The sequence below is a fragment of the Streptomyces sp. NPDC052023 genome, from assembly GCF_044548465.1.
Lineage (GTDB): Bacteria > Actinomycetota > Actinomycetes > Streptomycetales > Streptomycetaceae > Streptomyces.
In genome coordinates this window covers 713840-737282 of sequence record NZ_JBIUBW010000001.1, presented here as the reverse complement: position 1 = coordinate 737282, position 23443 = coordinate 713840, and the positions used below count along the sequence as shown (strand labels likewise).

Genomic DNA, 23443 nt, shown 5'->3' with positions numbered 1-23443 from the left:
ACCCCGCTCGCGGGCCAACCTTGGGCCGGCCACGGCCACGGTCCGCCCGGCGGCGACGCCCGGCACGCTCCCCCAAGCTGGGCAAACGTTGCCTGTCGCGGCACTGGCGCGGGATCAGAGCAGCCCGGCCGCCGCGAGGAACTTGCCGACCTGCTCCACCTCCTCCGGCGACAGCGGCACCTGCGGCTCCGCCGTCGCCGGGCAGTCGAGCACCCCGCGCAGGTGCAGCGCCGCCTTGAAAGCGCCCAGCGCCGAGGAGCTCCCGCCCATCCGGGCGGGGGCACCGACGCCGGTCAGCGCGAACAGGGCGCACAGCCGCTCCTGTTCGGCACGGGCGCGTTCCCGGTCGCCGGCCCGGCACAGCTGGTACAGCCGGACGTAGCCGTGCGGGTCGACGTTCGCGAGGCCGGGCACCGCGCCGTCGGCGCCCAGCGCCAGGGCCGCGTCCACGAGGGTCTCGGAGCCGGTCAGCACGCTGAAGGCGAGGGTGCCGTGGTGGGCCTGGACGCCGGTGACGACCTGGCGGAAGCCGGTCAGGTCCCCGCTGGAGTCCTTCAGCCCGGCCAGCACCCCCTCGGCGGCCAGCTCCAGGACCAGCTCGGCGGGGAGCTTGCTGTGGACGGCGACCGGGATGTCGTACGCCAGGACGGGGACCGGGCAGGCGGCGGCGACGAGCCGGTAGTGGCGGGCGATCTCCGCCGGGTGGGTGCGGGTGTAGAAGGGCGCGGTGACGACGACCGCGTCCGCGCCGGCGTCCGTGACCGCCCGGACATGGTCCAGGACGCGCGGCGTCGTCATGTCGATCGCGCCGGCGAGCAACGGGAGCTGCCCGCCGAGGTGACCGGCCACGGTCTCGACGACGAGGGCGCGCTGCCGGTCGGTGAGGTAGGCCGCCTCCGAGGTGGAGCCGAGTACGAACAGCCCGTGCACGCCACCGGCCACCAGATGGTCGACCAGCCTGAGCAGCGAGCGGACGTCCACCTCGCGGTCCGGTGTCAGGGGTGTGCACACGGGCGGGACGACACCGGTCAGCGGGGAGGTGAAGGTCATGTGGGTTCCTTTGGTGCCTGAGCCTGGCCGACGAGTTCGCGGGTCGACTCTTCCTCTCCCACCGGATGGTGGCAGCGGAAACGATGCGTAGGAGTGGCCGCGTCGGAGAATCCCGGCATCGACCCGGCGCACTCCCCGTCGGCCTTCCAGCAGCGGGTGCGGAACGGGCAGCCGCTCGGCGGCCGGGTCGCCGACGGCACCGGCCCGGCCAGCGGGATCGGGTCGATGGGGTCGAGCAGGCCGGGGGTCGCGGAGAACAGGGCACGGGTGTACGGGTGCCGGGCCCGGTCCGTGACCCGGCCGGCCGGGGCCACCTCGACGATGCGGCCGAGATACATCGTGATCACCCGGTCGCTCATCCGCCGCACCGTCTGGATGTCGTGCGACACGAACACCAGCGCAAGACCCAGTCGCTCCTTCAGGTCCAGCAGCAGGTTGAGGATCTGGGCGCGCACCGACACGTCCAGCGCGCTGGTCGGCTCGTCGGCCACCACCAGCTCGGGTTCGAGGGCGAGCGCGCGGGCGATGGCGACGCGCTGCCGCTGCCCGCCGGAGAGCTGGCCGGGCAGCCCGTCGGCCAGCGCCTTCGGCAGGCCGACCAGCGCCATCAGCTCCCGCACCCGCTCCTCCCGCCGGGCCGCCGTGCCGCGCCCGTGCACGTCCAGCGGGTCGCGCAGGATCTGCCGCACCGTCAGCCGCCGGTTCAGGGCGGTCGACGGGTCCTGGAAGATCATGCCGGTGTGGCTGCCGACGGCCGTCCGGCGCTCGCCGGGCGCCATGGCCCACAGGTCGCGGCCCTGGAAGGACACCGTCCCGGACGTCGGCGGCTGCACGCCCACCAGCACCTTCGCCAGCGTCGACTTGCCGCAGCCGGACTCGCCGACCACGCCGACGGTCTCACCGGGCGCGATGGTGAGGTCGGCGCCGGTCAGGGCGTACACCTTGTCGCGGGTGAACAGCCCGCCGCTGCGGGCCTTGTGCACGACGTGCACGCCGGTGAGTTCCACCAGTGCGCTCACGTGACGACCTCGCTCTCCGCCTCGCCGGTGTTCACCAGCAGGACCGCCGGATGGTGGCAGGCGGCCGTGTGCGTCCGGGTACCCACAAGGCCGGGGGTGGTGGTCCGGCAGATCTCGCTCGCCATCGGGCAGCGGTCCGCGAACCGGCAGCCCGCCGGGAAGTCCGCCGGTGACGGGACGACGCCCTTGATCTGCTCCATCCGCTCGGCCGCCCCCTCCAGCGACAGCACGCTGCCGAGCAGCCCGCGCGTGTAGTGGTGGGCCGGCGCCTCGACCAGGTCGGCGGTCACACCGGTCTCCACGATCTGCCCGCCGTACATCACCACCACCCGGTCGGTGACGGCCGCGACCAGCGCCAGGTCGTGCGAGACCAGGATCAGCGCGAAGCCGAGTTCCTCGCGCAACTCGAGCAGCAGCTCCATGATCTGCGCCTGCACGGTCACGTCGAGCGCGGTGGTCGGCTCGTCGGCGACGATCAGCTTCGGGTCGCGGGACAGGGCCATGGCGATCAGGACCCGCTGGCGCTGGCCGCCGGAGAGCTCGTGCGGGTAGCTGCGCAAGGTGCGGTCGGGGTCGAGGCCGACCAGGGTGAGCAGTTCGGCGGGGCTGCGCCGGCCGCCGCGCCGCACGACCTGCTTCAGCTGGGCGCGGATGGTCATCGCCGGGTTCAGCGAGGACAGCGCGTCCTGGTAGATCATCGCCATCTCGTGGCCGAGCAGCTTGCGGCGGACCCGCATCGGCTCGCCGAGCAGGGGCCGCTGGTGGAAGCGGACCTCGCCGCGCACCCGGGCGCCCTTCGGCCGCAGGCCCATCACGGTCAGCGCGGTCAGCGACTTGCCGCAGCCCGACTCGCCGACCAGGCCGAGCACCTCACCGGCGCGCACCTCGAAGCTGATGCCGTCGACGATGTCCACGCCGTGGTGCCGGGCGGGGAAGCCGACGGCGAGGTTCTCGACGGCGAGCACCGGCCCGCCGCCGGGCAGCGGGCGGGCGCGGGAGCGGAGCCGGAGGGCGGCCTCGGCGAGGCCGGGGAGCGGGGTGACCTTGCCGCTGCCGGGCTCGGGGGTCTCCAGGCGGTCCTGGGGGGTCTCGACCTCGCGGGGAGCGGGAGCCGCCCACGCGTCGGACACCCCCTCGGAGAGGATGTTCAGCGACAGCACGGTCACCAGCATCAGCAGCCCGGGGAACACGGTCGCCCACCAGCCGCCGGTCAGCACCATGTTCTTGCCGTCCGCGATGACGCTGCCCCAGGACGGGTCGGGCGGCCGTACGCCCGCCCCGATGAAGGACAGCGACGCCTCGAAGACGACGGCCTCGGCGACCTGCACCGTGCAGAACACCAGCACCGGCGCCGCACAGTTGACGGCCACGTGCCTGAGCACGATGTGCGGGGTGCGGGCGCCGATGACACGTTCGGCCGTCACATAGTCCTCGCCGTACTGGTCGAGGATGTTCGCCCGGACGACGCGGGCCACCGGCGGGGTGAACAGGAACGCGATGGCGCAGATCAGCACCACGATCCCGCCGCCGAAGACGGCCACCAGGACGGCGGCCAGGGCGATGCCCGGGAAGGCCATCACCACGTCCAGGCAGCGCATCAGCGTCTCGTCCACCGCCTTGCGCGAGGTCGCCGCGACGGCGCCGATCAGCGAGCCCACCAGCAGCGCGAGGGTGGTGGCGCCGAGCCCGATGGCGAGGGACCAGCGGGCGCCGTACATCAACCGGCTGAGGATGTCCCGGCCGAGGCTGTCCTGGCCCATCCAGTGCCCGGCCGACGGATGTCCGGTGCCGTCGGCGGGCGGCAGCTGCTCCAGCGGGTCGTAGGGCGCGAGCAGCGGTGCGAACACCGCGACCAGCACCACCAGGGCCAGGAAACAGACGGCGACCTTCGACAGCAGCGGCAGCCGGCGCCAGCCGCGCAGCCGGACGCCGGGGCGGGAGAGCGCCTCGGTGAGGCTCTTGCGCGAGAACATCAGGCGGCATCCCTCAGTCGCGGGTTGACCAGCAGGTAGAGGATGTCGATGACGAGGTTGACGACCACGAAGCCGATCGCCGTGGTCAGGACGACGCCCTGGACGACGGCCGGGTCGCCGTTCTTGACGGCGTCGATCATCAGCTTGCCCATGCCGGGCAGCGAGAAGATCGTCTCGATGACGACCGCGCCGCCGAGCAGATAGCCGACGCGCAGGCCGAGCACGGTCAGCGGGTTGATCAGGGCGTTGCGCAGGACGTTGCGGCCGACCACCACCCGGGGCGGCAGCCCGCTGCCGATCGCCGTGCGCACGTAGTCCTTGTCCAGCTCCTCGACGACCGCCGTCCGCACGATCCGGGTCAGCTGCGCGGCGACCGGCAGGGACAGCGCGAGGGCGGGCAGCGTCATCGTCTTCAGCCAGCCGGTGACGGAGTCCCGCGGGTTGATGTAGCCACCGGTGGGGAACCAGCCCAGGCCGACGGCCAGGTACTGGATCATCAGCAGCGCCAGCCAGAAGCCGGGCGCGGCGACGCCGGTCAGGGACACCACGCGGATGATCTGGTCCGGCAGCCGGTCCCGGTAGATGGCGGCGATCACCCCGCCGGCCAGCGACAGCACCACCGCGATGGCGAGACCCAGGAAGGTGAGTTGCATGGTGAGCGGGAGCGCGGTCATGACCTGGTCGACCACTTCGCCCCGGGTGAGCGCGCTGGTGCCCAGGTCGCCGTGGAGCAGGTCGCCGACGAAGGCGACGTAGCGCACCGGCAGCGGGTCGAGCAGGCCGTGCTCCTCGCGGAAGTCGTGCAGCTGCTGGGGGGTCGGGTTGGCGCCCTGGAAGAACGCGGACGCCGGGTCGACGTCCGAGAACCGCATGACCAGGAAGACGAACAGCACGACGCCGAGCATCAGCGGCACGAGCAGCAGGACACGGCGGGCCAGGATCCTGACGACGGCGACCACCGGCTAGGCCCACTTGGCCTGGAGGACGTTGATCCCGGGGTACGCCTGTGCCCTTATCCCGGCGAGCGCCCGCGGGTCCCAGGCGGTCATCAGCTCGTTGTGGACGACCGGGTAGAGCACGGCCTGCTCGGCGACGACGTCGACGTAGTCCTGGATCATCGCCTTCTTGCGGGCCGGGTCCGGCTCGCGGGTGGCCCGGTCCATGTCCCTGAAGAGCTGCCGGGCGACCGGGTCGCCGGCCCAGCGGGCGTACTGCATCCACAGGTTCTCGGGCCCGTGGTTGTAACGCATGATCAGGTCCGCGTCGAGACCGAACTGGTTGGGGTTCGAGGCGGCGGCCACCACCTGGTAGTCCTGCTTCTGGTCCATCTTGGTGAAGACGGCGGTGGTCTCCTGCGGCGACAGCGTCGTGCGCACCCCGATCGCGTCCCAGGACGACTTGATGGTCGGCAGGCAGTCGACGATCCAGCTGACGTTCACGGCGAGGATCTCGATCCGCAGTCCGCTGACTCCGGCCTCCTTCAGCAGCGCCCGCGCCTTGCCGGGGTCGTGGTCGTAGACCGTCTTCGCCCGCCGGTAGGCCGGATTGGCCTCGTCCAGGAACGAGGACGACGGCTTGCCGTGCCCCTTGAGGGCCACCTCGACGATCTTCTCGGTGTCGATGGCGTAGTGCAGGGCCTGCCGGACCCGTACGTCGTCGAACGGCTTGTGCGCGGTGTTGAACATCAGGAACAGGTTGTTCATCCCGGCCCCGCCCGCCACCGTCAGGCCGCCGCTCTCCAGCACCCCGATGTTGGCGTACGGGATGTTGTCCGCGATCTGCGCGCCCGCGCTGCCGCCGGAGATCTTGGCGACGCGGGGCGCGGCGTCGACGATCGTCAGCCAGTTCATCTTCTTGAACGCGGGCCGGCGCGGCCCGTTGTAGCCGGCGTACGCCTCGAAGGTGGTGTTGGACTTCGGGTGGTGCGCGGTCTGCCGGTACGGCCCCGAGCCCACGGCCAGCCCCGCGATCGCCTCGTTCCAGGCGCCGGGCCGGGAGAAGACGTGCTTGGGCATGATCTTCGCCAGCGTGAGCCGGGAGACCCCCTCGGGGAAGGGGAACTTCAGCACGAGCTCGACGTTCCGCTCGTCGATCTTCCGTACGTCCTTCAGCCAGGGCTCGAAGAATCCCTTGGCCAGGGTCTGGGTGTCCGGGTCCAGGATCCGGTCGAAGACGAAGACCACGTCGTCCGCGGTGACCGGCTTGCCGTCGTGGAACGTGGCGCCCGGGCGCAGGGTGAACTTCCAGGAGGTGCCGCCGAGGTCCGCGGGCACCTGGGTCGCCAGCGCGGGGTACGGCTTCCGGGAGATCGGGTCGGTGTCGAGCAGACCCTCGTAGATGTGGTTGTTGGCAGCCATGCAGAACGCCGAAGCGGTCTGCGTCGGGTCCCAGGTCCCGTCGTTGCCGTAGCCGATGACCGCCGTCAGCGTCCGGTTCGCGCCCCCGCCGCCGTCGCCGAAGTCGTTCGTGGACTCGGGGCCCGCCGAACAGGCCGTCAGCGACGCGGGGACGGCGGCTGCCGCGCCGAGTGCGCCGGAGTACTTCAGGAACGACCGGCGGTGCGGCGCCGGCACGTCGTGGGTCACGTCGCGCACGGGTCCTCCGAGGAGTGGTGGGGGGAGGCGGTCGGATGGTCCGCGTCACTCCGACGGCCGGCGAAGGGTGCGGATGACGAGTCGGACGGCAGGTCGGGTGCCAAGTCGGATGATGAGGAGATACGACGTCCTACGTCCTGCGGTGAGCGCGACGATAGGAGCGGCCGTGGGGGCGGTCAAGCGGGCGCACACGAATGGCGTATCTGCCACAGGTCACACCAATGGCGGTGCGCACGGGCGGGAGTTGGGGCAGCTCGGCGCCGGATGCCGGACGTGGTACGTCCGGTGCGCGCACGATGCGGCGCGTGCCCGGGGAGTGGCGGAACCGCCGGATACGGCGACTCGGCATCGTGGAGGTCAGGCCCGGCTACGGCAGCGGCGCCCGTGACCCGGACGAACCGTCCCCCGAGCTCACCGTCGACCGTCATCGCGCCATCATCTCCGCGCTGCGCGCCCGCGACGTGGAGGGCGCGCAGCGCGCGACGGCGGTTCACTTCCGTGGCGGAGAGGACCGGCCGGGGACGGCGGGCGCCGCTACGGCAGCGTCCGCATGTAGTACTTGTCCTGGTCGGAGTCGTAGACGAGCCGGCCGGCGGCGTCGTACCCCCTGACGTGCGGAGACCGCGTCACCTGCTGGTTCAGCTCCCCGGCGGCGACGTACCAGCCGCCGTCCAGGACCGCCTCGCGGGTCTCGTCACCGTAGGAGACGGTCACCCGTCGCACGGAAGGCTCGACCGTGCCGATGCTCGCCCAGCGGAACGGCAGCCGCCACCGGTCCCGGTCGATGACCGACTGCATGGAGAGCCGGTGAGCGTTGCTGTCCGGCATGACGACCGGGGCGTCGGGGATTCCCTGTTCGCCGCTGCCGACGTTCAGCCCGGAGACCACGCCGTCCTTGATGGTGCAGATCAGCCGGGTCTGCGGGCCCTTCTCGCGCACCGCGACCACATAGTGGCCGTCGCCGGGGGCGTTGCTGTCGCCGGTGCTGCGCATGGCGAGCAGGAGCCGGTAGTCGGAGGGCTCGCCGAGGTCGACGCGGTCGGCGCCGCCCATCTCGTACGCCAGGCAGTCCTTCAGCCCGGCGGCGGCCGCGGCCTTGTCGACACCGTCCAGCAACTGCCCGTCCGTGGCCGGGCCCGAGGGACCCGACGGGGTCGCGGAGGGGGTGGGCGCCGGTGCCGGGGGGGCCGTGACGGACGGACTCGGCGTGGCGGTGTCCGCCTCACTCGCCCCGCCCGTCAGCGCGAACGCCCCGACGGGCAGCGCCGCGAGCGTCACCAGCGCCGTACCGGTCACGGCCATGCTCCGGCGCCGCTCGACCAGGCCGCGGCGACGGATCGCCGGATACGGCACGGGCGGTGGCTGGACGGCGTAGGCGTCCTCGGCGAGCAGCTCACGCAGCTGGTCCTCGAACTCCCGCTCGATCTCGTCGTCGTGGCTCACCTGGTGCCTCCCTGTCCACTCCGCGCGTGGCCGCGGGCAGGCGCGTCCATCGCCTGCGCGAGCCCCGGATAGCTGCGCAACTTCGCCAGTCCCTTGGCCGCCTGGCTCTTCACCGTGCCGGGGGAACAGCCGAGCACCTCGGCGACCTCCGCCTCGGACAGGTCCTCCCAGTACCGCATCACCACCACGGCCCGCTGCCTGGGCGGCAGCCCGGCGAGCGCGCCCATCAGGGCGCCGCGCTCGTCCGCCCGCGACACCGCGTCGTCACGCCCCGCCCGCTCGGGCGGCGAGGGGGTCAGCGCCTCGGCCACCCGCCGCTTGCGGAACCGGTCGCTGTTGCAGCTGACCAGCATCCGCCGCACATACGCCTCCGGACTGTCGCTGCGCGCCACGCGCCGCCAGGAGCGGTACGCCTTCGCCAGCGCGGTCTGTGTCAGATCCTCGGCGTGGTGCGCGTCGCCGGTGAGCAGATAGGCCGTCCGGACGAGGTGGGACCACCGCGCCCTGACGAATTCCTGGAACTGGGCCTCTTGTTCGGCCTGCATCAAGCACCCCCTCGCCCTCCAGACCACCGGTCGTGCGCAATCGGTTGCCCGGACACGGTGAACACGTTCGAATGACACCATGACGGCGACCGGAGGGTGGGACGAGCGGATGCCGGGCGTGCTCCGGCTGCCCTCGGGCCGCCTGGTCCGTGGCCGCGGCCTGCGGCGCCCCCTCGACCCGGCGGCACCGAGCCCGTCGTACGGTCTCTATCTGCTGGGCGCGCCGCCCCAGGTCCCCTCCTGGGAGTCCCGCTGGATCCACTGGCCCGACTTCCGCCTTCCCAAGGACCGGGCCGACGCCCGGGCGGCCCTGACCGAGGCCTTGGAGCGGGCCGCCGTGGAGCGGGTGGAGCTCGCGTGCGGTGGCGGGCGCGGCCGGACCGGGACGGCACTGGCCTGTCTGGCGGTCCTGGACGGCGTACCGGCGGCGCGGGCCGTGGAGTTCGTCCGGGCGCGCTACGACCGGCGGGCGGTGGAGACGCCGTGGCAGCGGCGTTACGTGCGCGGCTTCGCCGGCCGGTGAGAACCCGCCGGACGGGCGGGTGGCCACCGAGGCGCCCACCTTGGTCGCGACGCCGTGGACCATCGGGGGACAGCGGGGTGCGGGCCGGGCTCGGCACAGTGGCTGACGGGCGTAGGGCGGGACGGCGGGGGACCATGGGCCGGGAGGTGCGCGCATGGAATGGACCCTTGAGCTGATCGTCGTACCGGTCACCGACCTGGACCGGGCCAAGGCCTTCTATCAGGACCAGTGCGGTTTCAGCGCCGACATCGACGCGTCGTTCTTCGAGGGTGTCGGCCGCTTCGTCCAGCTCACCCCGCCCGGCTCCCGCTGCTCCATCGTGCTGGAGTCCGGCATGCCCGACTCACCGGGGCAGCTCCGGATGGCTCCGGGCGCGATGCAGGGCCTCCAGCTGTGCGTCACGGACATCGAGGCGGCCAGGGCCGAGCTCGCCGGACGCGGGGTCGAGGTGACCCCGGTCCTGCATGTGACCGACTCCGGCTGGGCGGCGGGCCGGGGCGAGGAGAAGTGGAACTCCTTCCTCTTCTTCCAGGACCCCGACGGCAACGGCTGGGCGGTCCAGGAGGCCCCGGAACCCCTCGCCCGGCGCTGAGGCGGTGGCTGGACGCGGGGTGCGGTGCTTGGCACGTGCCCGCGGAGCGTGCGGCGGGATTCTGCCGAGTGTAGAGGCAGTGTGTGGCCGCGGGGTCGCAAAGAGTGAAACCCGAGGGGGTCGGGGAACCACACGGTGATGCAATTGCACGCCGCACTGGAAAAGGCCGGAAGCCGATGAAGTCGAAGAAGCCGCCGAAGCCGCCGATCGGCTCGTACGTCGTGGACGCCCGCAGCGGGAAGGTGGGGATCGTCATGGGGCACGAGGGGCCGTACGTGCAGCTGAGAGCCGTAGGCGGCGGGAAGGAGTGGGACTGCGATCCGGACGCCCTGCGCTCCGCCACCGCCGCGGAGCGGCTCAGCGCGGCGACGGCCTACGCGAACGCCCGCAGCCGGGGCGAGGTTCCTTGAAGGAGGCCCCGCCGGCGTAGGGGAGAATGCCGGCATGAGCCTGTTCCGCGACGACGGCATCGTGCTGCGTACCCAGAAGCTCGGTGAGGCCGACCGGATCATCACCTTGCTCACGCGGGGGCACGGGCGGGTGCGGGCCGTGGCGCGGGGGGTGCGGCGGACCAAGTCGAAGTTCGGGGCCCGGCTGGAGCCCTTCTCACACGTCGACGTGCAGTTCTTCGCGCGGGGCAGCGAGCTGGTCGGGCGCGGGCTGCCGCTGTGCACACAGAGCGAGACCATCGCTCCGTACGGCGGCGGGATCGTCACCGACTACGCGCGGTACACCGCCGGTACGGCGATGCTGGAGACGGCGGAGCGGTTCACGGACCACGAGGGCGAGCCGGCCGTGCAGCAGTACCTGCTGCTGGTCGGCGCCCTGCGCACGCTCGCCCGCGGCGAGCACGCCCCGCACCTCGTCCTCGACGCCTTCCTGCTGCGCTCCCTCGCCGTCAACGGCTACGCCCCCAGCTTCGGCGACTGCGCGAAGTGTGGAATGCCCGGACCCAACCGGTTCTTCTCGGTGGCGTCCGGCGGCTCCGTCTGCGCCGACTGCCGGGTCCCCGGCAGCGTCGTACCCTCACCGCAGACCCTGGAACTCCTCGGGGCACTGCTTACGGGAGACTGGGAGACCGCGGACGCGTGCGAGCCGCGGCATGTGCGGGAGGGCAGCGGGCTGGTGTCCGCGTATCTGCACTGGCATCTGGAGCGCGGGCTGCGCTCCCTTCGGTACGTGGAAAAGTAAGAGCTGAGGGAGACGAGAAGCACATGGCCGTACGCGGGTTCCTGGGGCGCCAGCGGCGCGAGTACCTGACGCCGGAGCCGCATCCGTCCGGTGCCCGCCCGCCGCGGCTGCCCGGCGAGCTGATCCCCCGCCACGTGGCGATCGTCATGGACGGCAACGGCCGCTGGGCCAAGGAGCGTGGGCTGCCACGCACCGAGGGGCACAAGGTCGGCGCCGAGCGGGTGCTGGACGTGCTCCAGGGCGGGATCGAGATGGGCGTCGGCGCGATCTCGCTGTACGCGTTCTCCACCGAGAACTGGAAGCGGTCGCCGGACGAGGTGCGCTTCCTGATGAACTTCAACCGCGACTTCATCCGCAAGACCCGCGACCAGCTCGACGGGCTCGGTGTCCGGGTGCGCTGGGTGGGGCGGATGCCCAAGCTGTGGAAGTCGGTCGCCAAGGAGCTCCAGATCGCCCAGGAGCAGACCAAGGACAACGACCGCCTCACGCTGTACTTCTGCATGAACTACGGCGGCCGGGCCGAGATCGCCGACGCGGCACAGGCGATGGCGGAGGACGTGAAGGCCGGGCGCCTGGACCCGTCCAAGGTCACCGAGAAGACCTTCGCGAAGTACATGTACTACCCGGACATGCCGGACGTGGACCTGTTCCTGCGCCCGAGCGGTGAGCAGCGCACGTCCAACTACCTGCTCTGGCAGAGCGCTTACGCCGAGATGGTCTTCCAGGACGTCCTGTGGCCGGACTTCGACCGCCGCGACCTGTGGCGGGCGTGCGTGGAATTCGCCTCGCGCGACCGGCGGTTCGGCGGGGCGATCCCGAACGAGGAACTGCTGGCCATGGAGGGCAGGCAGCAGGGCTGAGCCGCGCCGGTACGCTTCCGCCTCATGGTCATGGGGCGGTAAGCAACTCAGGAGCAGGACGTCGTCGAGCTGGTGTACCAGCCGACCGTGAAGGATCTCGATCAGGCGCTGCGGGCGCGGCAGCGCGCCAGCCGGTCGGGGCGGATGCAACGGTGGCTGCCCGGCGCCATGGCCGTCCTGGCCCTGTTGCTGCTGGCGCGCATGATCTCCGGAGGAAACGGCTCGCCCGTGCTCGTCGTCTGGTTGCTCGTGGTGGCGGTGATGGTGGCGGTCATTCCCTGGTTCCAGGCCCGCCAGGTGCATCGGTTCGCCCAGCGGCAGGGCACCTGCCGCACGCTGGTGACGGACACCGGAGTGAGTATCACCAACGACGCCTCCACGACGACGATCAAGTGGGCCGGGATGCCGCGCTACGCGGAGGCGGCGGAGGTGTTCGTCCTGCTGAGCGCCGACAACAATGCCCTGGGTGTCGCGGTCCTGCCCAAGCGCGGCATTCAGGCACCCGCCGACGCCGACAGGTTGCGGGAGATCCTCGACCGCAACCTGACCCGCGTCTGACCGCTGATATCAGCCCTTCGCGGCGGCGCAGTCCGCACAGGTGCCGAAGATCTCCACCGTGTGGGCCACGTTGACGAAGCCGTGCTCGGCGGCGATGGTCTCCGCCCAGGTCTCCACCGCGGGGCCCTCGACCTCGACGGCCTTGCCGCAGCCGCGGCAGACGAGGTGGTGGTGGTGCTCGTCGCTGGAGCACCGGCGGTAGACGGACTCGCCGTCGGAGGTGCGCAGCACGTCCACCTCGCCGGCGTCGGCGAGGGACTGCAGGGTGCGGTAGACCGTGGTGAGTCCGACCGCGTCGCCCTTGTGCTTGAGCATGTCGTGGAGCTCCTGAGCGCTGCGGAACTCCTCGACCTCTTCCAGGGCAGCCGCCACAGCGGCGCGCTGCCGGGTGGCGCGGCCCTTCACGGGCGGTCCAGCGGTGGTCACCGGTTGCCTCCTTGCCTGAAGCGTTGCCGGGCCATTGTGCCAGCCCGGACCATGTGCGGTCAGACGCCTGCTCCGTCCGCGGCCCCACGCGTGGCCGGAATTGCACACTCCGCCGGGTCCCCGGAGGGGTGAGCCGCGGCCAGCGCCCGCGCGCGCCGCCGGGCCAGCGGGGCCGCCAGCGCGGTCAGCACCACGAACGCGCCGATGGTCAGCAGCACTATGGTCGCGCCGGGCGGAACGTCCTGGTAGTACGAGGTGACCGTACCGCCGAGGGTCACGGCCACGCCGAGGGCGACCGCGATCGCGAACGTCGCGGCGAAACTGCGGGTGAGCTGCTGGGCGGCGGCCACCGGGACCACCATCAGGGCGGACACCAGCAGCAGGCCGACCACCCGCATCGCCACGGTGACCGTCACCGCCGCGGTGATCGCCGTCAGCAGGTTCAGCGCCCGCACCGGCAGCCCCGTCACCCGCGCGAACTCCTCGTCCTGGCTGACCGCGAAGAGCTGCCTGCGCAGCCCGACGGTGACCAGGACCACGAAGGACGCGAGCAGGCAGATCGCGGTGACGTCCGACTCGCTGACCGTGGACAGGGAGCCGAAGAGGTACGAGGTGAGGTTGGCGTTGGAACCGCCCGGCGCGAGGTTGATGAACATCACGCCGCCCGCCATGCCGCCGTAGAACAGCATGGCGAGGGCGATGTCGCCCCGGGTGCGGCCGTACCAGCGGATCAGCTCCATGAGCACCGCGCCGATGACGGAGACCAGCGTCGCCATCCACACCGGGGACCAGGAGAGCAGGAAGCCCAGGCCGACACCGGTCATGGCGACATGGCCGATCCCGTCGCCCATCAGGGCCTGGCGGCGCTGCACCAGGTAGATGCCGATCGCCGGGGCCGTGACGCCGACCAGGACAGCGGCGAGCAGCGCCCGCTGCATGAAGGCGTAGTCGAGGAAGTCCATCAGCTGAGCAGTCCCGTGCGGATCGGTTCGGCGTCGTGCGCCGCGTGCGGGTGGACGGGGTCGTGGCCGGGGTGGGGGCACCCCCCGCACGCACGGAGTTGAGCGCTCGGGGGAGCGTGCTGGCCGACGGCCTTCGGGGGCGGGCCGTCGTGGGTCACACAACCGTCGCGCAGCACGACCGCACGGTCGATCAGCGGCTCCAGCGGGCCCAGTTCGTGCAGGACGAGGAGGACCGTCGTACCGGCGGCGACCTGCTCGCGCAGGGTCCGCGCGAGCACCTCCTGGCTGGCCAGGTCGACGCCCGCCATCGGCTCGTCCATGATCAGCAGCTCGGGCCGGGAGGCGAGGGCGCGGGCGATCAGCACCCGCTGGTGCTGGCCCCCGGAGAGCGCGTCGACCGAGTCCTTGGCGCGGTCCGCCATGCCGACCAGTTCCAGCGCCTGGCGTACGGCCTCGTGGTCCGCCTTGCGCAGCAGGCCGAAGCGGGCCCTGGCCAGCCGGCCGGAGGAGACGACCTCCGTCACCGTGGCGGGCACGCCGCCCGCGGCCGTCGTGCGCTGCGGGACGTATCCGATCCGGGCCCAGTCGCGGAACCGGTGCAGGGGCATTTCGAACAGCTCGATCGTCCCCGCGCCGACCGGCACCTGCCCGATGACGCTGCGCACCGCCGTCGACTTGCCCGAGCCGTTCGCGCCGAGCAGCGCGACGACCTCACCGCGGGAGACGGTGAGGTCGATGCCGCGCAGGACGGGGCGCGAGCCCAGGTCGGCGCGGACGCCGCGCAGGGATATGACGGGCTCGCTCTTCATGGGGCCTCCGTAACGATCATTTGGCGCCGAGCGCCGACTTCAGCGCGCTGAGGTTCGACTCCATGACCTGGATGTAGTCGTCACCCTTGGACTTGTCGGTGATGCCCTCGAGCGGGTCGAGCACGTCCGTCTTCAGGCCGGCGTCCTTCGCGAGCGTCTTCGCGGTCCGGTCGCTCACCAGTGTCTCGTAGAACACGGTGGTCACGCCGTCGGCCTTGGCTTCCGACTGGAGTTCCTTGATCCGGGCCGGGCTGGGCTCGCCCTCCGGGGAGATGGAGATGGCCTCCTGGGTGAGGCCGTAGCGCTCCGCGAGGTAGCCGAAGGCGGCGTGGTTGGTGAAGAAGACCTTGGTCCTGGTGTCCTTCAGGCCGTCGGCGAACTCGGCGTCGAGGGCGTTCAGCTTGCCCACGAGCGCTTGCGTGTTGGCCTTGTAGTCGGCCGCGTGGCCGGGGTCGGCCTTCTCGAAGGCGGCGCCGACGCCCTTGGCGATCTCGGCGTACTTCACCGGGTCGAGCCAAACGTGCGGGTCGAGGGCGTGCCCACCCTCCTCGGCGTGCTCCTCCTCGCCGGCGTGCTCGTCCTCGGCGTGCTCTTCGCCCTCGTGCCCGTGCTCGTGCTCGACGTCGCCGTGGTCCTCCAGCTTGGTCAGGGTGGCGGCGTCGACCTTCGACCCCACGTCGGCCTGGGCGACGGCCTCGTCGACGGAGGGCTGGAGGTCCTTGAGATAGAGGATGGCGTCCGCCTCTTGGAGCTGCGCGGTCTGCTGGGCGCTGATCTCCAGGTCGTGCGGCTCCTGACCGGGCTCGGTCAGGGTGGTGACGTTCACATGGTCCCCGCCGATCTGCTCGGCGAGGAACTGCATCGGGTAGAACGAGGCGACGACGTCGAACTTGTCCGATCCGCCCGCGTCGCCCGCGCCCGCGGAGTCGCTGGAGCAGGCGGAGACGGCGGTGAGGCCGAGGGCGGCCAGCGCTGCCGTGGAGATCAGGCGTCGTCGTATCTTCATGGGAGTCATTTTCAACAAAATTGGAAACCGTTGTCAACAAACTGCCGGTTTCGGATCCGGGGGAGCCCCCGATTTGGTTCAGGGGGAGTCCGCGCCGGTAACCTGAATCATTCGCTGGAAGCATCTCGCTTCGTCGCCCGTCGTCGTAATGAAGAGAGCACCGTGGCCGCCGACAAGATCGACACCATCGTCAGCCTGAGCAAGCGCCGTGGCTTCGTTTTCCCCTGCAGTGAGATCTACGGCGGTCAGCGTGCCGCCTGGGACTACGGGCCCCTGGGTGTCGAGCTCAAGGAGAACCTCAAGCGTCAGTGGTGGCGCTACATGGTGACGTCGCGCGAGGACGTCGTGGGCATCGACTCGTCCGTCATCCTGGCCCCCGAGGTCTGGGTCGCCTCCGGCCACGTCGCCACCTTCACCGACCCGCTCACCGAGTGCACCTCCTGCCACAAGCGGTTCCGCGCGGACCACCTGGAGGAGGCCTACGAGGAGAAGAAGGGCCGCGCCCCGGAGAACGGGCTGGCCGACCTCAACTGCCCGAACTGCGGCACCAAGGGCCAGTTCACCGAGCCCAAGCAGTTCTCGGGTCTGCTCTCCACGCACCTCGGCCCGACCCAGGACAGCGGCTCCGTCGCCTACCTGCGCCCCGAGACCGCGCAGGGCATCTTCACCAACTTCGCCCAGGTCCAGACCACCTCGCGCCGCAAGCCGCCGTTCGGCATCGCGCAGATGGGCAAGTCCTTCCGCAACGAGATCACGCCCGGCAACTTCATCTTCCGCACCCGCGAGTTCGAGCAGATGGAGATGGAGTTCTTCGTCAAGCCGGGCGAGGACGAGAAGTGGCAGGAGTACTGGATGGAGCAGCGCTGGAACTGGTACACCGGCCTCGGCCTGCGCGAGGAGAACATGCGGTGGTACGAGCACCCCAAGGAGAAGCTCTCCCACTACTCCAAGCGCACCGCTGACATCGAGTACCGCTTCCAGTTCGGCGGCAGCGAGTGGGGCGAGCTCGAGGGTGTCGCCAACCGCACCGACTACGACCTCGGCGCCCACTCCAAGGCCTCCGGCCAGGACCTGTCGTACTTCGACCAGGAGGCCGGCGAGCGCTGGACGCCGTACGTCATCGAGCCCGCGGCCGGTGTCGGCCGGGCGATGCTCGCCTTCCTGCTCGACGCCTACGTCGAGGACGAGGCGCCCAACGCCAAGGGCAAGATGGAGAAGCGCACCGTGCTGCGCCTCGACCACCGCCTCGCCCCGGTGAAGGTGGCCGTGCTCCCGCTGTCGCGCAACCCCGAGCTGTCGCCGAAGGCCAAGGGCCTCGCCCAGGCGCTGCGGCAGCACTGGAACATCGAGTTCGACGACGCCGGCGCCATCGGCCGCCGCTACCGCCGCCAGGACGAGATCGGCACGCCGTACTGCGTGACGGTCGACTTCGACACCCTGGACGACAACGCCGTGACCGTGCGCGAGCGCGACACCATGAAGCAGGAGCGCGTGTCGCTGGACCAGATCGAGGGCTACCTGGCCTCGCGTCTGATCGGCAGCTAGTACGCTCCGCGGCTCGGGCTGATCGGCCCCCGATACAGGCTCCTCTTTGGACCTGTGCCGGGGGCCGTCGTGCTCCCAGGGTGGAGCCCATGAGCCTCGCCTTCCTGCTGACCACCCTCGTCGTCGTCGTCACCCCCGGCACCGGCCTCGTCTACACGCTCTCCGCCGGGCTCTCCCTGGGGCGGCGGGCGAGCGTCGCCGCCGCGCTCGGGTGCACGGTCGCGATCGTCCCGCATGTGCTGGCCACCGTCACCGGCGTCGCCGCGCTGCTGCACGCCGGCGCGACGGCCTTCCAGGTGCTGAAGTACGCCGGTGTCGCCTATCTGCTGTACATGGCCTGGGCGACGGTCCGGGAGAAGGGCGCGATCGACGTCGGGCAGGAGGGCGCAGCGCCGGTGACCGCGGGGCGGGTGATCGTGCGGGCCGTGCTGGTCAACCTGCTCAACCCGAAGGTGACGATCTTCTTCCTCGCGTTCCTGCCCCAGTTCGTGAGCCCGGCCGAGCCGCACGCGGTACCCCGGATGCTGGCGCTGGGCGGCGTGTTCATGCTGGTGACCTTCGTGCTGTTCGCCGCCCTCGGCCTGCTCGCGGCGTCCGTGCGCAGCCAGGTGGTCTCCCGTCCCCGGGTGATGACCTGGGTGCGCCGGACGTTCGCGGGCTCGTTCGTGGCACTGGGGGCGAAACTGGCGTTCACCTCGCGGTGAGACGGCGCCCGGCGTGGGCCGGCAGCGTTGCCGGACCGCGTGATGCCGGCCGTGGCGCCGCCGGTCGAGAGCAGGATCGTCCGGCCGGCGGCCTTCGCGGCACACATCTCCGCGGGCGTCGCGACCTTCACGCCCGTGCCCATGCCGTCCTCCCACAGCGCGGTGCCGTCCGAGCGGATCACGGGGAACGCCGCGTTGATCACGTCGTAGCCGTGCGTGCCGATCCGGAGTCGGTGATCGGGGTCCAGCCGAACGGCGGGTGGACCCCGTTGTCGGCACGTCCCAGTTCTTCCAGTAGTCCAGACGCGGTGCTGGATCAGGGCGGTGCGATCCGGCCTGACAAAGAACAGATGACAGATATTGAAATCTGTCATCTGTCATGCCATCGTGGAGGCATGACGATGCACCCACGCACTCTCGGCACCACCGGCCCCCAGGTCTCCGCCCTCGGCCTCGGCTGCATGGGCATGTCCGCCCTGTACGGCGAAGCGGACCGCACCGAGTCCATCGCCACCGTCCACGCCGCCCTGGAAGCCGGCATCACCCTGCTCGACACCGGCGACTTCTACGGCATGGGCCACAACGAGATGCTGATCGGCGAGGCCCTGCGCGCCGCGCCACCGGCCCGGCGGGAACAGGCCCTGATCAGCGTGAAATTCGGCGCCCTGCGCGGCCCGGCCGGCGACTGGCTGGGTTACGACGGCCGCCCGGCCGCCGTGAAGAACTTCGCCTCCTACTCCCTCCAGCGCCTCGGTGTGGACCACATCGACGTCTACCGGCTCTCCCGCCTCGACCCGGACGTACCGATCGAGGAGACGGTCGGCGCCGTCGCGGAGCTGGTCGAGAAGGGGTACGTCCGTCACATCGGCCTCAGCGAGATCGGCGCCGAGACGCTCCGCCGGGCCGCCGCCACCGCCCCGATCTCCGACCTCCAGATCGAGTACTCGCTGATCTCGCGCGGTATCGAGGCCGAGATCCTGCCGACCGCCCGTGAACTGGGCGTCGCCGTCACCGCGTACGGCGTGCTGTCCCGCGGGCTGATCTCCGGCCACTTCACCGCCGACCGCCGGCTCGCGGCCGACGACTTCCGGGCCATGTCGCCCCGCTTCCAGGGCGAGAACCTCCGGCACAACCTGAACCTGGTGGAGGCGCTGCGGAAGATCGCCGAACAGAAGGGCGTCAGCGTCGCGCAGATCGCCATCGCCTGGGTGCTCTCGCGCGGCGAGGACATCGTGCCGCTGGTCGGCGCCCGCCGCCGGGACCGGCTGACGGAGGCCCTCGGCGCGCTCGACGTGCGGCTGGACGAGGCCGACCTGCGGGCGATCGAGGAGGCCGTCCCGGCCGGTGCCGCCGCGGGCGAGCGCTACGCCGCCCAGCAGATGGCGCACCTCGACAGCGAACGCTGAACCGGGCCCGGGGTACCGTCACCTCATGTCCCCGACCAGTGAGACCCTGACCGCCGAGCGCATCCTCGCCACCACCGAGGAGGTGCTGCGCCGCCACGGCCCGGCCAAGGCCACCGTGGTCGACGTGGCGCGCGCGCTGGGCGTCAGCCACGGCAGCGTCTACCGGCACTTCCGCACCAAGGCGGCCCTTCGGGAGGCGGTCACGAAGCGCTGGCTGGACCGCACGTCCGAGGCGCTGGCCGGGATCGCCGCCGAGGACCGTGACGCGGAGGGGCGGCTGCGGGACTGGTTGCGGGGCCTGTTCGACGCCAAGCGGCGCAAGGCGGGCGACGACCCGGAGCTGTTCGCCACGTACATGGTGCTGACCGGCGAGAGCGGTGAGGCGGTCCCGGAGCACATAGCCGACCTCACCGCCCAGCTGGCCCGCATCGTCGCGGCGGGCATCGCGGCAGGCACCTTCGCCGGCGGCGACGCGCAGGCCGCGGCCCGCGCGGTGTTCCAGGCCACCGGGCGCTTCCACGACCCCTGTTACGCCCCGGAGTGGACGTTGCCGGGCGTCGAGGAGGACTTCGCCGCGGTGGTGGAACTGGTCGTGCGGGGGCTGCGGGCCTGAGGCCGGCGGCTCAGGCCCCCGCCGGGTCCACCGTCGCCTGATGCGCCTCGGCGAGGTGCTCCTGCGCCTTCAGCCAGGGCAGGAACTGCGCACCCCGCCGCCAGCCGCAGGTGTCGCAACTGATCGTGCGCTGCACACCGGTGCGCTGGACGCGGACCACGTGTTCGCGGCCGTGCTGGTCCCACCGGCTGACCTTGCTCGTGTCGATCTGCGGCATGACGCCTCCAGCGTCGGGTCCGGCGATCCGTCCTTGGCGATCCGTCCCGGGGGGCGTTTCGCGCCGCAAGGAGTGTGCAGCAGGATCAACATCAACAGGGGGTTCTTCACACCTAGTTGTCCAAGCTGTGCCCTGACGTGCCCCTAAGGGGCGCCGGCCCCCACCGCCTGCCGCACCTCGTCCTGCTCCAGCCGACCGGCGGCCCGCTCGGCCGTCCCCCGGGCCCAGCGCCCGCTGGTCAGCAGGCCGACGGCCAGCACCGCGGCGCCGCACCCCACGAGGATCCACCATCCCGGCCGGGCGGCCGTGACGAAGGCGTCCCGGTACGACGACGCCCCGATCCCGGCCGCCAGTACGGCGCCCACCACGGCGACGCCCAGCGTCTGGCCGAGCTGGCGGCTGGTGGAGGCGACGGCGGCGGCGACGCCGGCCTGCGCCCGGGGCATCCCCGACACCGCCGTGTTGGTGATCGGCGCGTTCACGAAGCCGAAGCCGACACCGAACAGGACGTAGCCGACGAAGAGCGTGACGTTCGACGTCTCGCCCTCGAATCCAGCGAACAGCACCGCGCTCGCCGTCATCGCCACCCCCGCGATCAGCAGCGGCAGCCGGGGGCCCCGGCTGCCCACGAGCCGCCCGGCCAACGGGGCGCACAGGAACGTCGGCACGGCCAGCGGCAGCATCCACAGCCCGGCGTGCAGCGCGTCCAGCCCCCGGACGTTCTGGAGGTACAGCGTCGACAGGAACAGGAAACCGCCCAGTGCGGCGAACGCGCTGATCGCTATCACGGTCGCCCCGCTGAAGGGTGCCGAACGGAAGAACCGCAGGTCGATCAGCGGCTCCGCACGCCGCGGTTCGTAGGCGAGCAGCCCCAGCAGCGCGGCCGCCGCCACCGCCGCGAACGGCAGCACCGCCGCGAGCCCGGCGCTCGGCGCCTCGATGATCGCGTACGTCAGCGCCCCGAACAGCGCGATCACCAGCACCTGGCCCACCGGATCGGCCCGCCGGGGCTTCGGGGCGCGGGACTCGGGGACGAAGCGCAGCGTCAGCAGCAGCGCGGCGGCGCCCACCGGGAGGTTGACCCAGAAGATCGCCCGCCAGTTCACCGCCTCCACCAGCAGGCCGCCCACCAGCGGACCCGCGGCCATCGAGATGCCGACCACGGCGCCCCACACGCCGATCGCGCGGGCGCGCTCGCGCGGGTCCGTGAAGGTGTTGGTGATGATCGACATGGCGACCGGGTTGAGCATCGAACCGCCCACCGCCTGCACCATGCGGAAGATCACCAGCGTGTCCAGGTCCGGCGCCACCGAGCACAGCGCCGAGCCGGCGGTGAAGACGACCAGCCCCGCCATGAAGACCCGCTTGCGGCCGATCCGGTCGGCCGTGGAGCCCGCGAGCATCAGCAGGGACGCGAGAACGAGGGTGTAGGCGTCGATCGTCCACTGCAGGCCCGAGGTGCCGGCGCGGAGGTCGTCCTGCAGGGACGGCAGGGCGACGTTGAGGATCGTGTTGTCGAGGCTGACGATCAGCAGGCTCATGCAGCAGATCGCGAGGACGAGCAGACGTCGGCGGTGACTGAGCTCGGGCATGCGTCCATCGTACGGCCATTTCGATAGTGCGCCTAACTAACGAACTTTACGAACTCATTGCACGGCACAATGGAGGAATGCCCACGCCCCTGCAGATCGGTCCGCACACCGTCCAGCCGCCCGTCGTCCTGGCCCCCATGGCCGGGATCACCAACGCGCCCTTCCGCACCCTGTGCAGGGAATTCAGCGGCGGCAAGGGCCTGTTCGTGAGCGAGATGATCACGACTCGCGCGCTGGTCGAGCGCAACGAGAAGACCATGCAGCTGGTCCACTTCGACGCGACCGAGCGGCCCCGGTCGATCCAGCTCTACGGCGTGGACCCCGCGACCGTCGGCAAGGCCGTCCGCATGATCGCGGAGGAGGACCTGGCCGACCACATCGACCTGAACTTCGGCTGTCCGGTGCCCAAGGTGACGCGCAAGGGCGGTGGCTCCGCGCTGCCGTACAAGCGGAATCTGCTGCGCGCCATCCTGCGCGAGGCCGTCGCCGGAGCCGGTGAGCTGCCGGTGACGATGAAGATGCGCAAGGGCATCGACGACGACCACATCACCTACCTGGACGCCGGCCGGATCGCCGTCGAGGAGGGCGTCACGGCCATCGCCCTGCACGGCCGTACCGCCGCCGAGCACTACGGCGGCACCGCCGACTGGGACGCCATCGCCCGGCTGAAGGAGCATGTGCCGGAGATCCCCGTGCTCGGCAACGGCGACATCTGGTCCGCCGAGGACGCGGTGCGCATGGTGCGGGAGACCGGCTGCGACGGGGTCGTGGTCGGGCGCGGATGCCTGGGACGGCCGTGGCTCTTCGCCGATCTGGTGGCCGCCTTCGAGGGCCGCGACCAGGACGTCACGCGGCCCGCCCTGCGGGAGGTCGCCGACATCATGGTCCGGCACGCCTCCCTGCTCGGTGAGTGGATCGGGGACGAGTCACGCGGCGTCATCGACTTCCGCAAGCACGTCGCCTGGTACCTGAAGGGCTTCGCGGTCGGCTCGGAGATGCGCCGGCGGCTCGCCGTCACGTCCTCGCTCGGTGAACTGCGCGCCGGGCTGGACGAGCTGGACCTCGGCCAGCCCTGGCCGGCCGGAGCCGACGGGCCGCGCGGCCGGAGCAGCAGCAACAACCGTGTCGTGCTGCCGGACGGCTGGCTGAAGGACCCCTACGACTGCGCGGGCATCGCCGAGGACGCCGAACTGGACACCTCCGGCGGCTGAACAGCCGGGCGCCGCCGGCCGGCCGGGCCGTCTCCGGTGGGCCGGCAGCCCGGCCCACCGTCACGGGTCAAGGCCGACCTGTGACGGCGGATCAGTCCGCCGCTTCGCGGACGTCCCTTCCCTGCTCGGCGAACGCCTTGAAGTCCCGCATGTGCTGGTGCGACTGCCTGCGGAAGGCGCGGGGCACCGCAAGTGCCACCAGCTTCATCAGGAAGCCGCTGAACCGGTACTCGTTCTCGCTCTCCCAGAGCGTCGTTTCCGGGCCGGCTTCGGTCAGCCGGTCGCGCACGGCGCTCCACATGCCCTCGCCGACGATCTCGCGGTCGAAGTGAACGACGCTCGTTGCCGGGATCTCGCGCAGGTCTGCCGGTTCCCGCCGTGTGATGGTCTCGGTGCACTCGATCTTCCGCCCGCCCATCTCCATCACGACCCGCGACGTGGTGCCCGGCTGCCCGTGCTCCCCACTCAGCGGCTCGTGCAGCACCAGGCCCCGCAGCCATTTCGGCAGGTGTGCCGGGTCGGCGAGCAGCTGGACCACCTTCTCCCGAGGCAGCGCGATCTCGGTGGAGACGGTGTATTTCATGGGGCCCATCATTCCCTTCCC

Annotated in this window: 25 protein-coding genes and 2 pseudogenes; 12 read left to right on the top strand and 15 right to left on the bottom strand. The window is 71.4% G+C overall.

Features of this window, described 5'->3' with window-relative positions:
- Positions 1-114: 114 nt before the first annotated feature.
- Genes ACIHCM_RS03420 through ACIHCM_RS03400 form a run of 5 tightly spaced genes read right to left on the bottom strand, consistent with a single transcriptional unit; the run spans position 115 to position 6636 of the window.
- A complete protein-coding gene (locus ACIHCM_RS03420) occupies positions 115-1050 on the bottom strand; it encodes a dihydrodipicolinate synthase family protein (protein WP_399888344.1) in 936 nt (311 codons plus the stop codon).
- Positions 1047-2069 carry an oligopeptide/dipeptide ABC transporter ATP-binding protein gene (locus ACIHCM_RS03415; protein WP_399888341.1) on the bottom strand — a complete coding sequence of 341 codons (1023 nt, stop codon included), beginning with the start codon at positions 2067-2069 and terminating at the stop codon, positions 1047-1049. The genes ACIHCM_RS03420 and ACIHCM_RS03415 overlap by 4 nt, the downstream gene beginning before the upstream one ends.
- Positions 2066-4042 carry a dipeptide/oligopeptide/nickel ABC transporter permease/ATP-binding protein gene (locus ACIHCM_RS03410; RefSeq protein WP_399888338.1) on the bottom strand — a complete coding sequence of 659 codons (1977 nt, stop codon included), beginning with the start codon at positions 4040-4042 and terminating at the stop codon, positions 2066-2068. Before ACIHCM_RS03410 ends, ACIHCM_RS03415 begins: the two co-directional genes overlap by 4 nt.
- The gene (locus ACIHCM_RS03405) at positions 4042-5001 is read right to left on the bottom strand and encodes an ABC transporter permease (protein ID WP_399888335.1); all 960 of its coding nucleotides are present in this window, start codon (positions 4999-5001) and stop codon (positions 4042-4044) included. Before ACIHCM_RS03405 ends, ACIHCM_RS03410 begins: the two co-directional genes overlap by 1 nt.
- A 3-nt stretch (positions 5002-5004) precedes the next feature.
- Positions 5005-6636, bottom strand: a complete 1632-nt coding sequence (locus ACIHCM_RS03400; RefSeq protein ID WP_399888332.1) for an ABC transporter substrate-binding protein — start codon at positions 6634-6636, stop codon at positions 5005-5007.
- Positions 6637-7010: 374 nt separating this feature from the next.
- On the opposite strand from ACIHCM_RS03400, the pseudogene ACIHCM_RS03395 reads away from it, so the two are divergent.
- Positions 7011-7151: pseudogene (locus ACIHCM_RS03395) on the top strand (FCD domain-containing protein); the annotation flags it as partial.
- 19 nt (positions 7152-7170) lie between these two features.
- Here the strand turns inward: ACIHCM_RS03395 and ACIHCM_RS03390 are convergent.
- A complete protein-coding gene (locus ACIHCM_RS03390; RefSeq protein WP_399888330.1) occupies positions 7171-8079 on the bottom strand; it encodes a hypothetical protein in 909 nt (302 codons plus the stop codon).
- The gene (locus tag ACIHCM_RS03385; RefSeq protein WP_399888327.1) at positions 8076-8624 is read right to left on the bottom strand and encodes a SigE family RNA polymerase sigma factor; all 549 of its coding nucleotides are present in this window, start codon (positions 8622-8624) and stop codon (positions 8076-8078) included. The genes ACIHCM_RS03390 and ACIHCM_RS03385 overlap by 4 nt, the downstream gene beginning before the upstream one ends.
- A gap of 79 nt (positions 8625-8703) precedes the next feature.
- On the opposite strand from ACIHCM_RS03385, the gene ACIHCM_RS03380 reads away from it, so the two are divergent.
- The 6 genes from ACIHCM_RS03380 (at position 8704) to ACIHCM_RS03355 (ending at position 12348) form a co-directional block, all read left to right on the top strand.
- Positions 8704-9147, top strand: a complete 444-nt coding sequence (locus ACIHCM_RS03380; protein ID WP_399888324.1) for a protein phosphatase — start codon at positions 8704-8706, stop codon at positions 9145-9147.
- 154 nt (positions 9148-9301) lie between these two features.
- Complete coding sequence (locus ACIHCM_RS03375) at positions 9302-9739, top strand: VOC family protein (protein ID WP_399888321.1); 438 nt, start codon at positions 9302-9304, stop codon at positions 9737-9739.
- A 176-nt stretch (positions 9740-9915) separates the two neighbouring features.
- Positions 9916-10149, top strand: a complete 234-nt coding sequence (locus ACIHCM_RS03370) for a hypothetical protein (protein ID WP_399888318.1) — start codon at positions 9916-9918, stop codon at positions 10147-10149.
- Between the two features lie 34 nt (positions 10150-10183).
- The gene (recO, locus tag ACIHCM_RS03365; RefSeq protein WP_399888315.1) at positions 10184-10930 is read left to right on the top strand and encodes a DNA repair protein RecO; all 747 of its coding nucleotides are present in this window, start codon (positions 10184-10186) and stop codon (positions 10928-10930) included.
- Positions 10931-10953: 23 nt separating this feature from the next.
- A complete protein-coding gene (locus tag ACIHCM_RS03360) occupies positions 10954-11790 on the top strand; it encodes an isoprenyl transferase (RefSeq protein ID WP_399888313.1) in 837 nt (278 codons plus the stop codon).
- An 87-nt stretch (positions 11791-11877) separates the two neighbouring features.
- Positions 11878-12348, top strand: a complete 471-nt coding sequence (locus tag ACIHCM_RS03355) for a YcxB family protein (RefSeq protein ID WP_399888311.1) — start codon at positions 11878-11880, stop codon at positions 12346-12348.
- Between the two features lie 9 nt (positions 12349-12357).
- On the opposite strand, the gene ACIHCM_RS03350 is transcribed toward ACIHCM_RS03355, so the two are convergent.
- The 4 genes from ACIHCM_RS03350 to ACIHCM_RS03335 are packed head-to-tail and all read right to left on the bottom strand — an operon-like array spanning position 12358 to position 15551.
- Positions 12358-12774 carry a Fur family transcriptional regulator gene (locus ACIHCM_RS03350; protein WP_399888308.1) on the bottom strand — a complete coding sequence of 139 codons (417 nt, stop codon included), beginning with the start codon at positions 12772-12774 and terminating at the stop codon, positions 12358-12360.
- A gap of 59 nt (positions 12775-12833) precedes the next feature.
- Positions 12834-13736, bottom strand: coding sequence for a metal ABC transporter permease (locus tag ACIHCM_RS03345; RefSeq protein ID WP_399888305.1), 903 nt, complete (start codon positions 13734-13736; stop codon positions 12834-12836).
- A complete protein-coding gene (locus tag ACIHCM_RS03340) occupies positions 13736-14545 on the bottom strand; it encodes a metal ABC transporter ATP-binding protein (protein ID WP_399888302.1) in 810 nt (269 codons plus the stop codon). The genes ACIHCM_RS03345 and ACIHCM_RS03340 overlap by 1 nt, the downstream gene beginning before the upstream one ends.
- Before the next feature lie 16 nt (positions 14546-14561).
- Positions 14562-15551: a metal ABC transporter solute-binding protein, Zn/Mn family gene (locus ACIHCM_RS03335; protein WP_399888299.1), complete on the bottom strand. Its 990-nt coding sequence runs from the start codon at positions 15549-15551 to the stop codon at positions 14562-14564.
- A gap of 162 nt (positions 15552-15713) precedes the next feature.
- Between ACIHCM_RS03335 and ACIHCM_RS03330 the strand changes: the two genes are divergently transcribed.
- Both ACIHCM_RS03330 and ACIHCM_RS03325 read left to right on the top strand, forming a co-directional pair.
- Entirely contained in the window at positions 15714-17096 is a 1383-nt protein-coding gene (locus ACIHCM_RS03330; protein ID WP_399888295.1) for a glycine--tRNA ligase, read from the top strand.
- Positions 17097-17185: 89 nt separating this feature from the next.
- Positions 17186-17800: a LysE family translocator gene (locus ACIHCM_RS03325; RefSeq protein WP_399888292.1), complete on the top strand. Its 615-nt coding sequence runs from the start codon at positions 17186-17188 to the stop codon at positions 17798-17800.
- An 11-nt stretch (positions 17801-17811) separates the two neighbouring features.
- Here ACIHCM_RS03325 and ACIHCM_RS03320 read toward each other — a convergent pair.
- Positions 17812-18181 (bottom strand): annotated as a pseudogene (locus tag ACIHCM_RS03320) (hypothetical protein); the annotation flags it as partial.
- Positions 18182-18201: 20 nt separating this feature from the next.
- Between ACIHCM_RS03320 and ACIHCM_RS03315 the strand changes: the two are divergent.
- Positions 18202-19206: an aldo/keto reductase gene (locus ACIHCM_RS03315; RefSeq protein ID WP_399888728.1), complete on the top strand. Its 1005-nt coding sequence runs from the start codon at positions 18202-18204 to the stop codon at positions 19204-19206.
- A 25-nt stretch (positions 19207-19231) separates the two neighbouring features.
- Positions 19232-19819 (top strand): TetR family transcriptional regulator, encoded by a 588-nt coding sequence (locus ACIHCM_RS03310; RefSeq protein WP_399888289.1) that lies wholly within the window; start codon positions 19232-19234, stop codon positions 19817-19819.
- Positions 19820-19829: 10 nt separating this feature from the next.
- On the opposite strand, the gene ACIHCM_RS03305 is transcribed toward ACIHCM_RS03310, so the two are convergent.
- On the bottom strand, positions 19830-20036 hold the full coding sequence (locus ACIHCM_RS03305) for a hypothetical protein (RefSeq protein ID WP_399888286.1): 207 nt from the start codon (positions 20034-20036) through the stop codon (positions 19830-19832).
- 143 nt (positions 20037-20179) lie between these two features.
- Positions 20180-21628, bottom strand: coding sequence for an MFS transporter (locus tag ACIHCM_RS03300; protein WP_399888283.1), 1449 nt, complete (start codon positions 21626-21628; stop codon positions 20180-20182).
- 77 nt (positions 21629-21705) lie between these two features.
- Here ACIHCM_RS03300 and dusB point away from each other — a divergent pair, with 77 nt between their 5' ends.
- Positions 21706-22839 (top strand): tRNA dihydrouridine synthase DusB, encoded by a 1134-nt coding sequence (gene dusB, locus ACIHCM_RS03295; protein WP_399888280.1) that lies wholly within the window; start codon positions 21706-21708, stop codon positions 22837-22839.
- Between the two features lie 91 nt (positions 22840-22930).
- Here dusB and ACIHCM_RS03290 read toward each other — a convergent pair whose 3' ends face one another.
- Complete coding sequence (locus tag ACIHCM_RS03290) at positions 22931-23422, bottom strand: SRPBCC family protein (RefSeq protein ID WP_399888277.1); 492 nt, start codon at positions 23420-23422, stop codon at positions 22931-22933.
- Positions 23423-23443: the final 21 nt, after the last annotated feature.

What these genes read in the sequence shown, in the direction of transcription:
- ACIHCM_RS03420 (WP_399888344.1), bottom strand. Translation starts at nt 1,050, where the DNA reads ATGACCTTCACCTCCCCGCTGACCGGTGTCGTCCCGCCCGTGTGCACA.
- ACIHCM_RS03410 (WP_399888338.1), bottom strand. Translation starts at nt 4,042, where the DNA reads ATGTTCTCGCGCAAGAGCCTCACCGAGGCGCTCTCCCGCCCCGGCGTC.
- ACIHCM_RS03385 (WP_399888327.1), bottom strand. Translation starts at nt 8,624, where the DNA reads ATGCAGGCCGAACAAGAGGCCCAGTTCCAGGAATTCGTCAGGGCGCGG.
- ACIHCM_RS03380 (WP_399888324.1), top strand. Translation starts at nt 8,704, where the DNA reads ATGACGGCGACCGGAGGGTGGGACGAGCGGATGCCGGGCGTGCTCCGG.
- ACIHCM_RS03375 (WP_399888321.1), top strand. Translation starts at nt 9,302, where the DNA reads ATGGAATGGACCCTTGAGCTGATCGTCGTACCGGTCACCGACCTGGAC.
- ACIHCM_RS03370 (WP_399888318.1), top strand. Translation starts at nt 9,916, where the DNA reads ATGAAGTCGAAGAAGCCGCCGAAGCCGCCGATCGGCTCGTACGTCGTG.
- recO (WP_399888315.1), top strand. Translation starts at nt 10,184, where the DNA reads ATGAGCCTGTTCCGCGACGACGGCATCGTGCTGCGTACCCAGAAGCTC.
- ACIHCM_RS03360 (WP_399888313.1), top strand. Translation starts at nt 10,954, where the DNA reads ATGGCCGTACGCGGGTTCCTGGGGCGCCAGCGGCGCGAGTACCTGACG.
- ACIHCM_RS03345 (WP_399888305.1), bottom strand. Translation starts at nt 13,736, where the DNA reads ATGGACTTCCTCGACTACGCCTTCATGCAGCGGGCGCTGCTCGCCGCT.
- ACIHCM_RS03340 (WP_399888302.1), bottom strand. Translation starts at nt 14,545, where the DNA reads ATGAAGAGCGAGCCCGTCATATCCCTGCGCGGCGTCCGCGCCGACCTG.
- ACIHCM_RS03335 (WP_399888299.1), bottom strand. Translation starts at nt 15,551, where the DNA reads ATGAAGATACGACGACGCCTGATCTCCACGGCAGCGCTGGCCGCCCTC.
- ACIHCM_RS03325 (WP_399888292.1), top strand. Translation starts at nt 17,186, where the DNA reads ATGAGCCTCGCCTTCCTGCTGACCACCCTCGTCGTCGTCGTCACCCCC.
- ACIHCM_RS03315 (WP_399888728.1), top strand. Translation starts at nt 18,202, where the DNA reads ATGCACCCACGCACTCTCGGCACCACCGGCCCCCAGGTCTCCGCCCTC.
- ACIHCM_RS03310 (WP_399888289.1), top strand. Translation starts at nt 19,232, where the DNA reads ATGTCCCCGACCAGTGAGACCCTGACCGCCGAGCGCATCCTCGCCACC.
- ACIHCM_RS03305 (WP_399888286.1), bottom strand. Translation starts at nt 20,036, where the DNA reads ATGCCGCAGATCGACACGAGCAAGGTCAGCCGGTGGGACCAGCACGGC.
- ACIHCM_RS03300 (WP_399888283.1), bottom strand. Translation starts at nt 21,628, where the DNA reads ATGCCCGAGCTCAGTCACCGCCGACGTCTGCTCGTCCTCGCGATCTGC.
- dusB (WP_399888280.1), top strand. Translation starts at nt 21,706, where the DNA reads ATGCCCACGCCCCTGCAGATCGGTCCGCACACCGTCCAGCCGCCCGTC.
- ACIHCM_RS03290 (WP_399888277.1), bottom strand. Translation starts at nt 23,422, where the DNA reads ATGAAATACACCGTCTCCACCGAGATCGCGCTGCCTCGGGAGAAGGTG.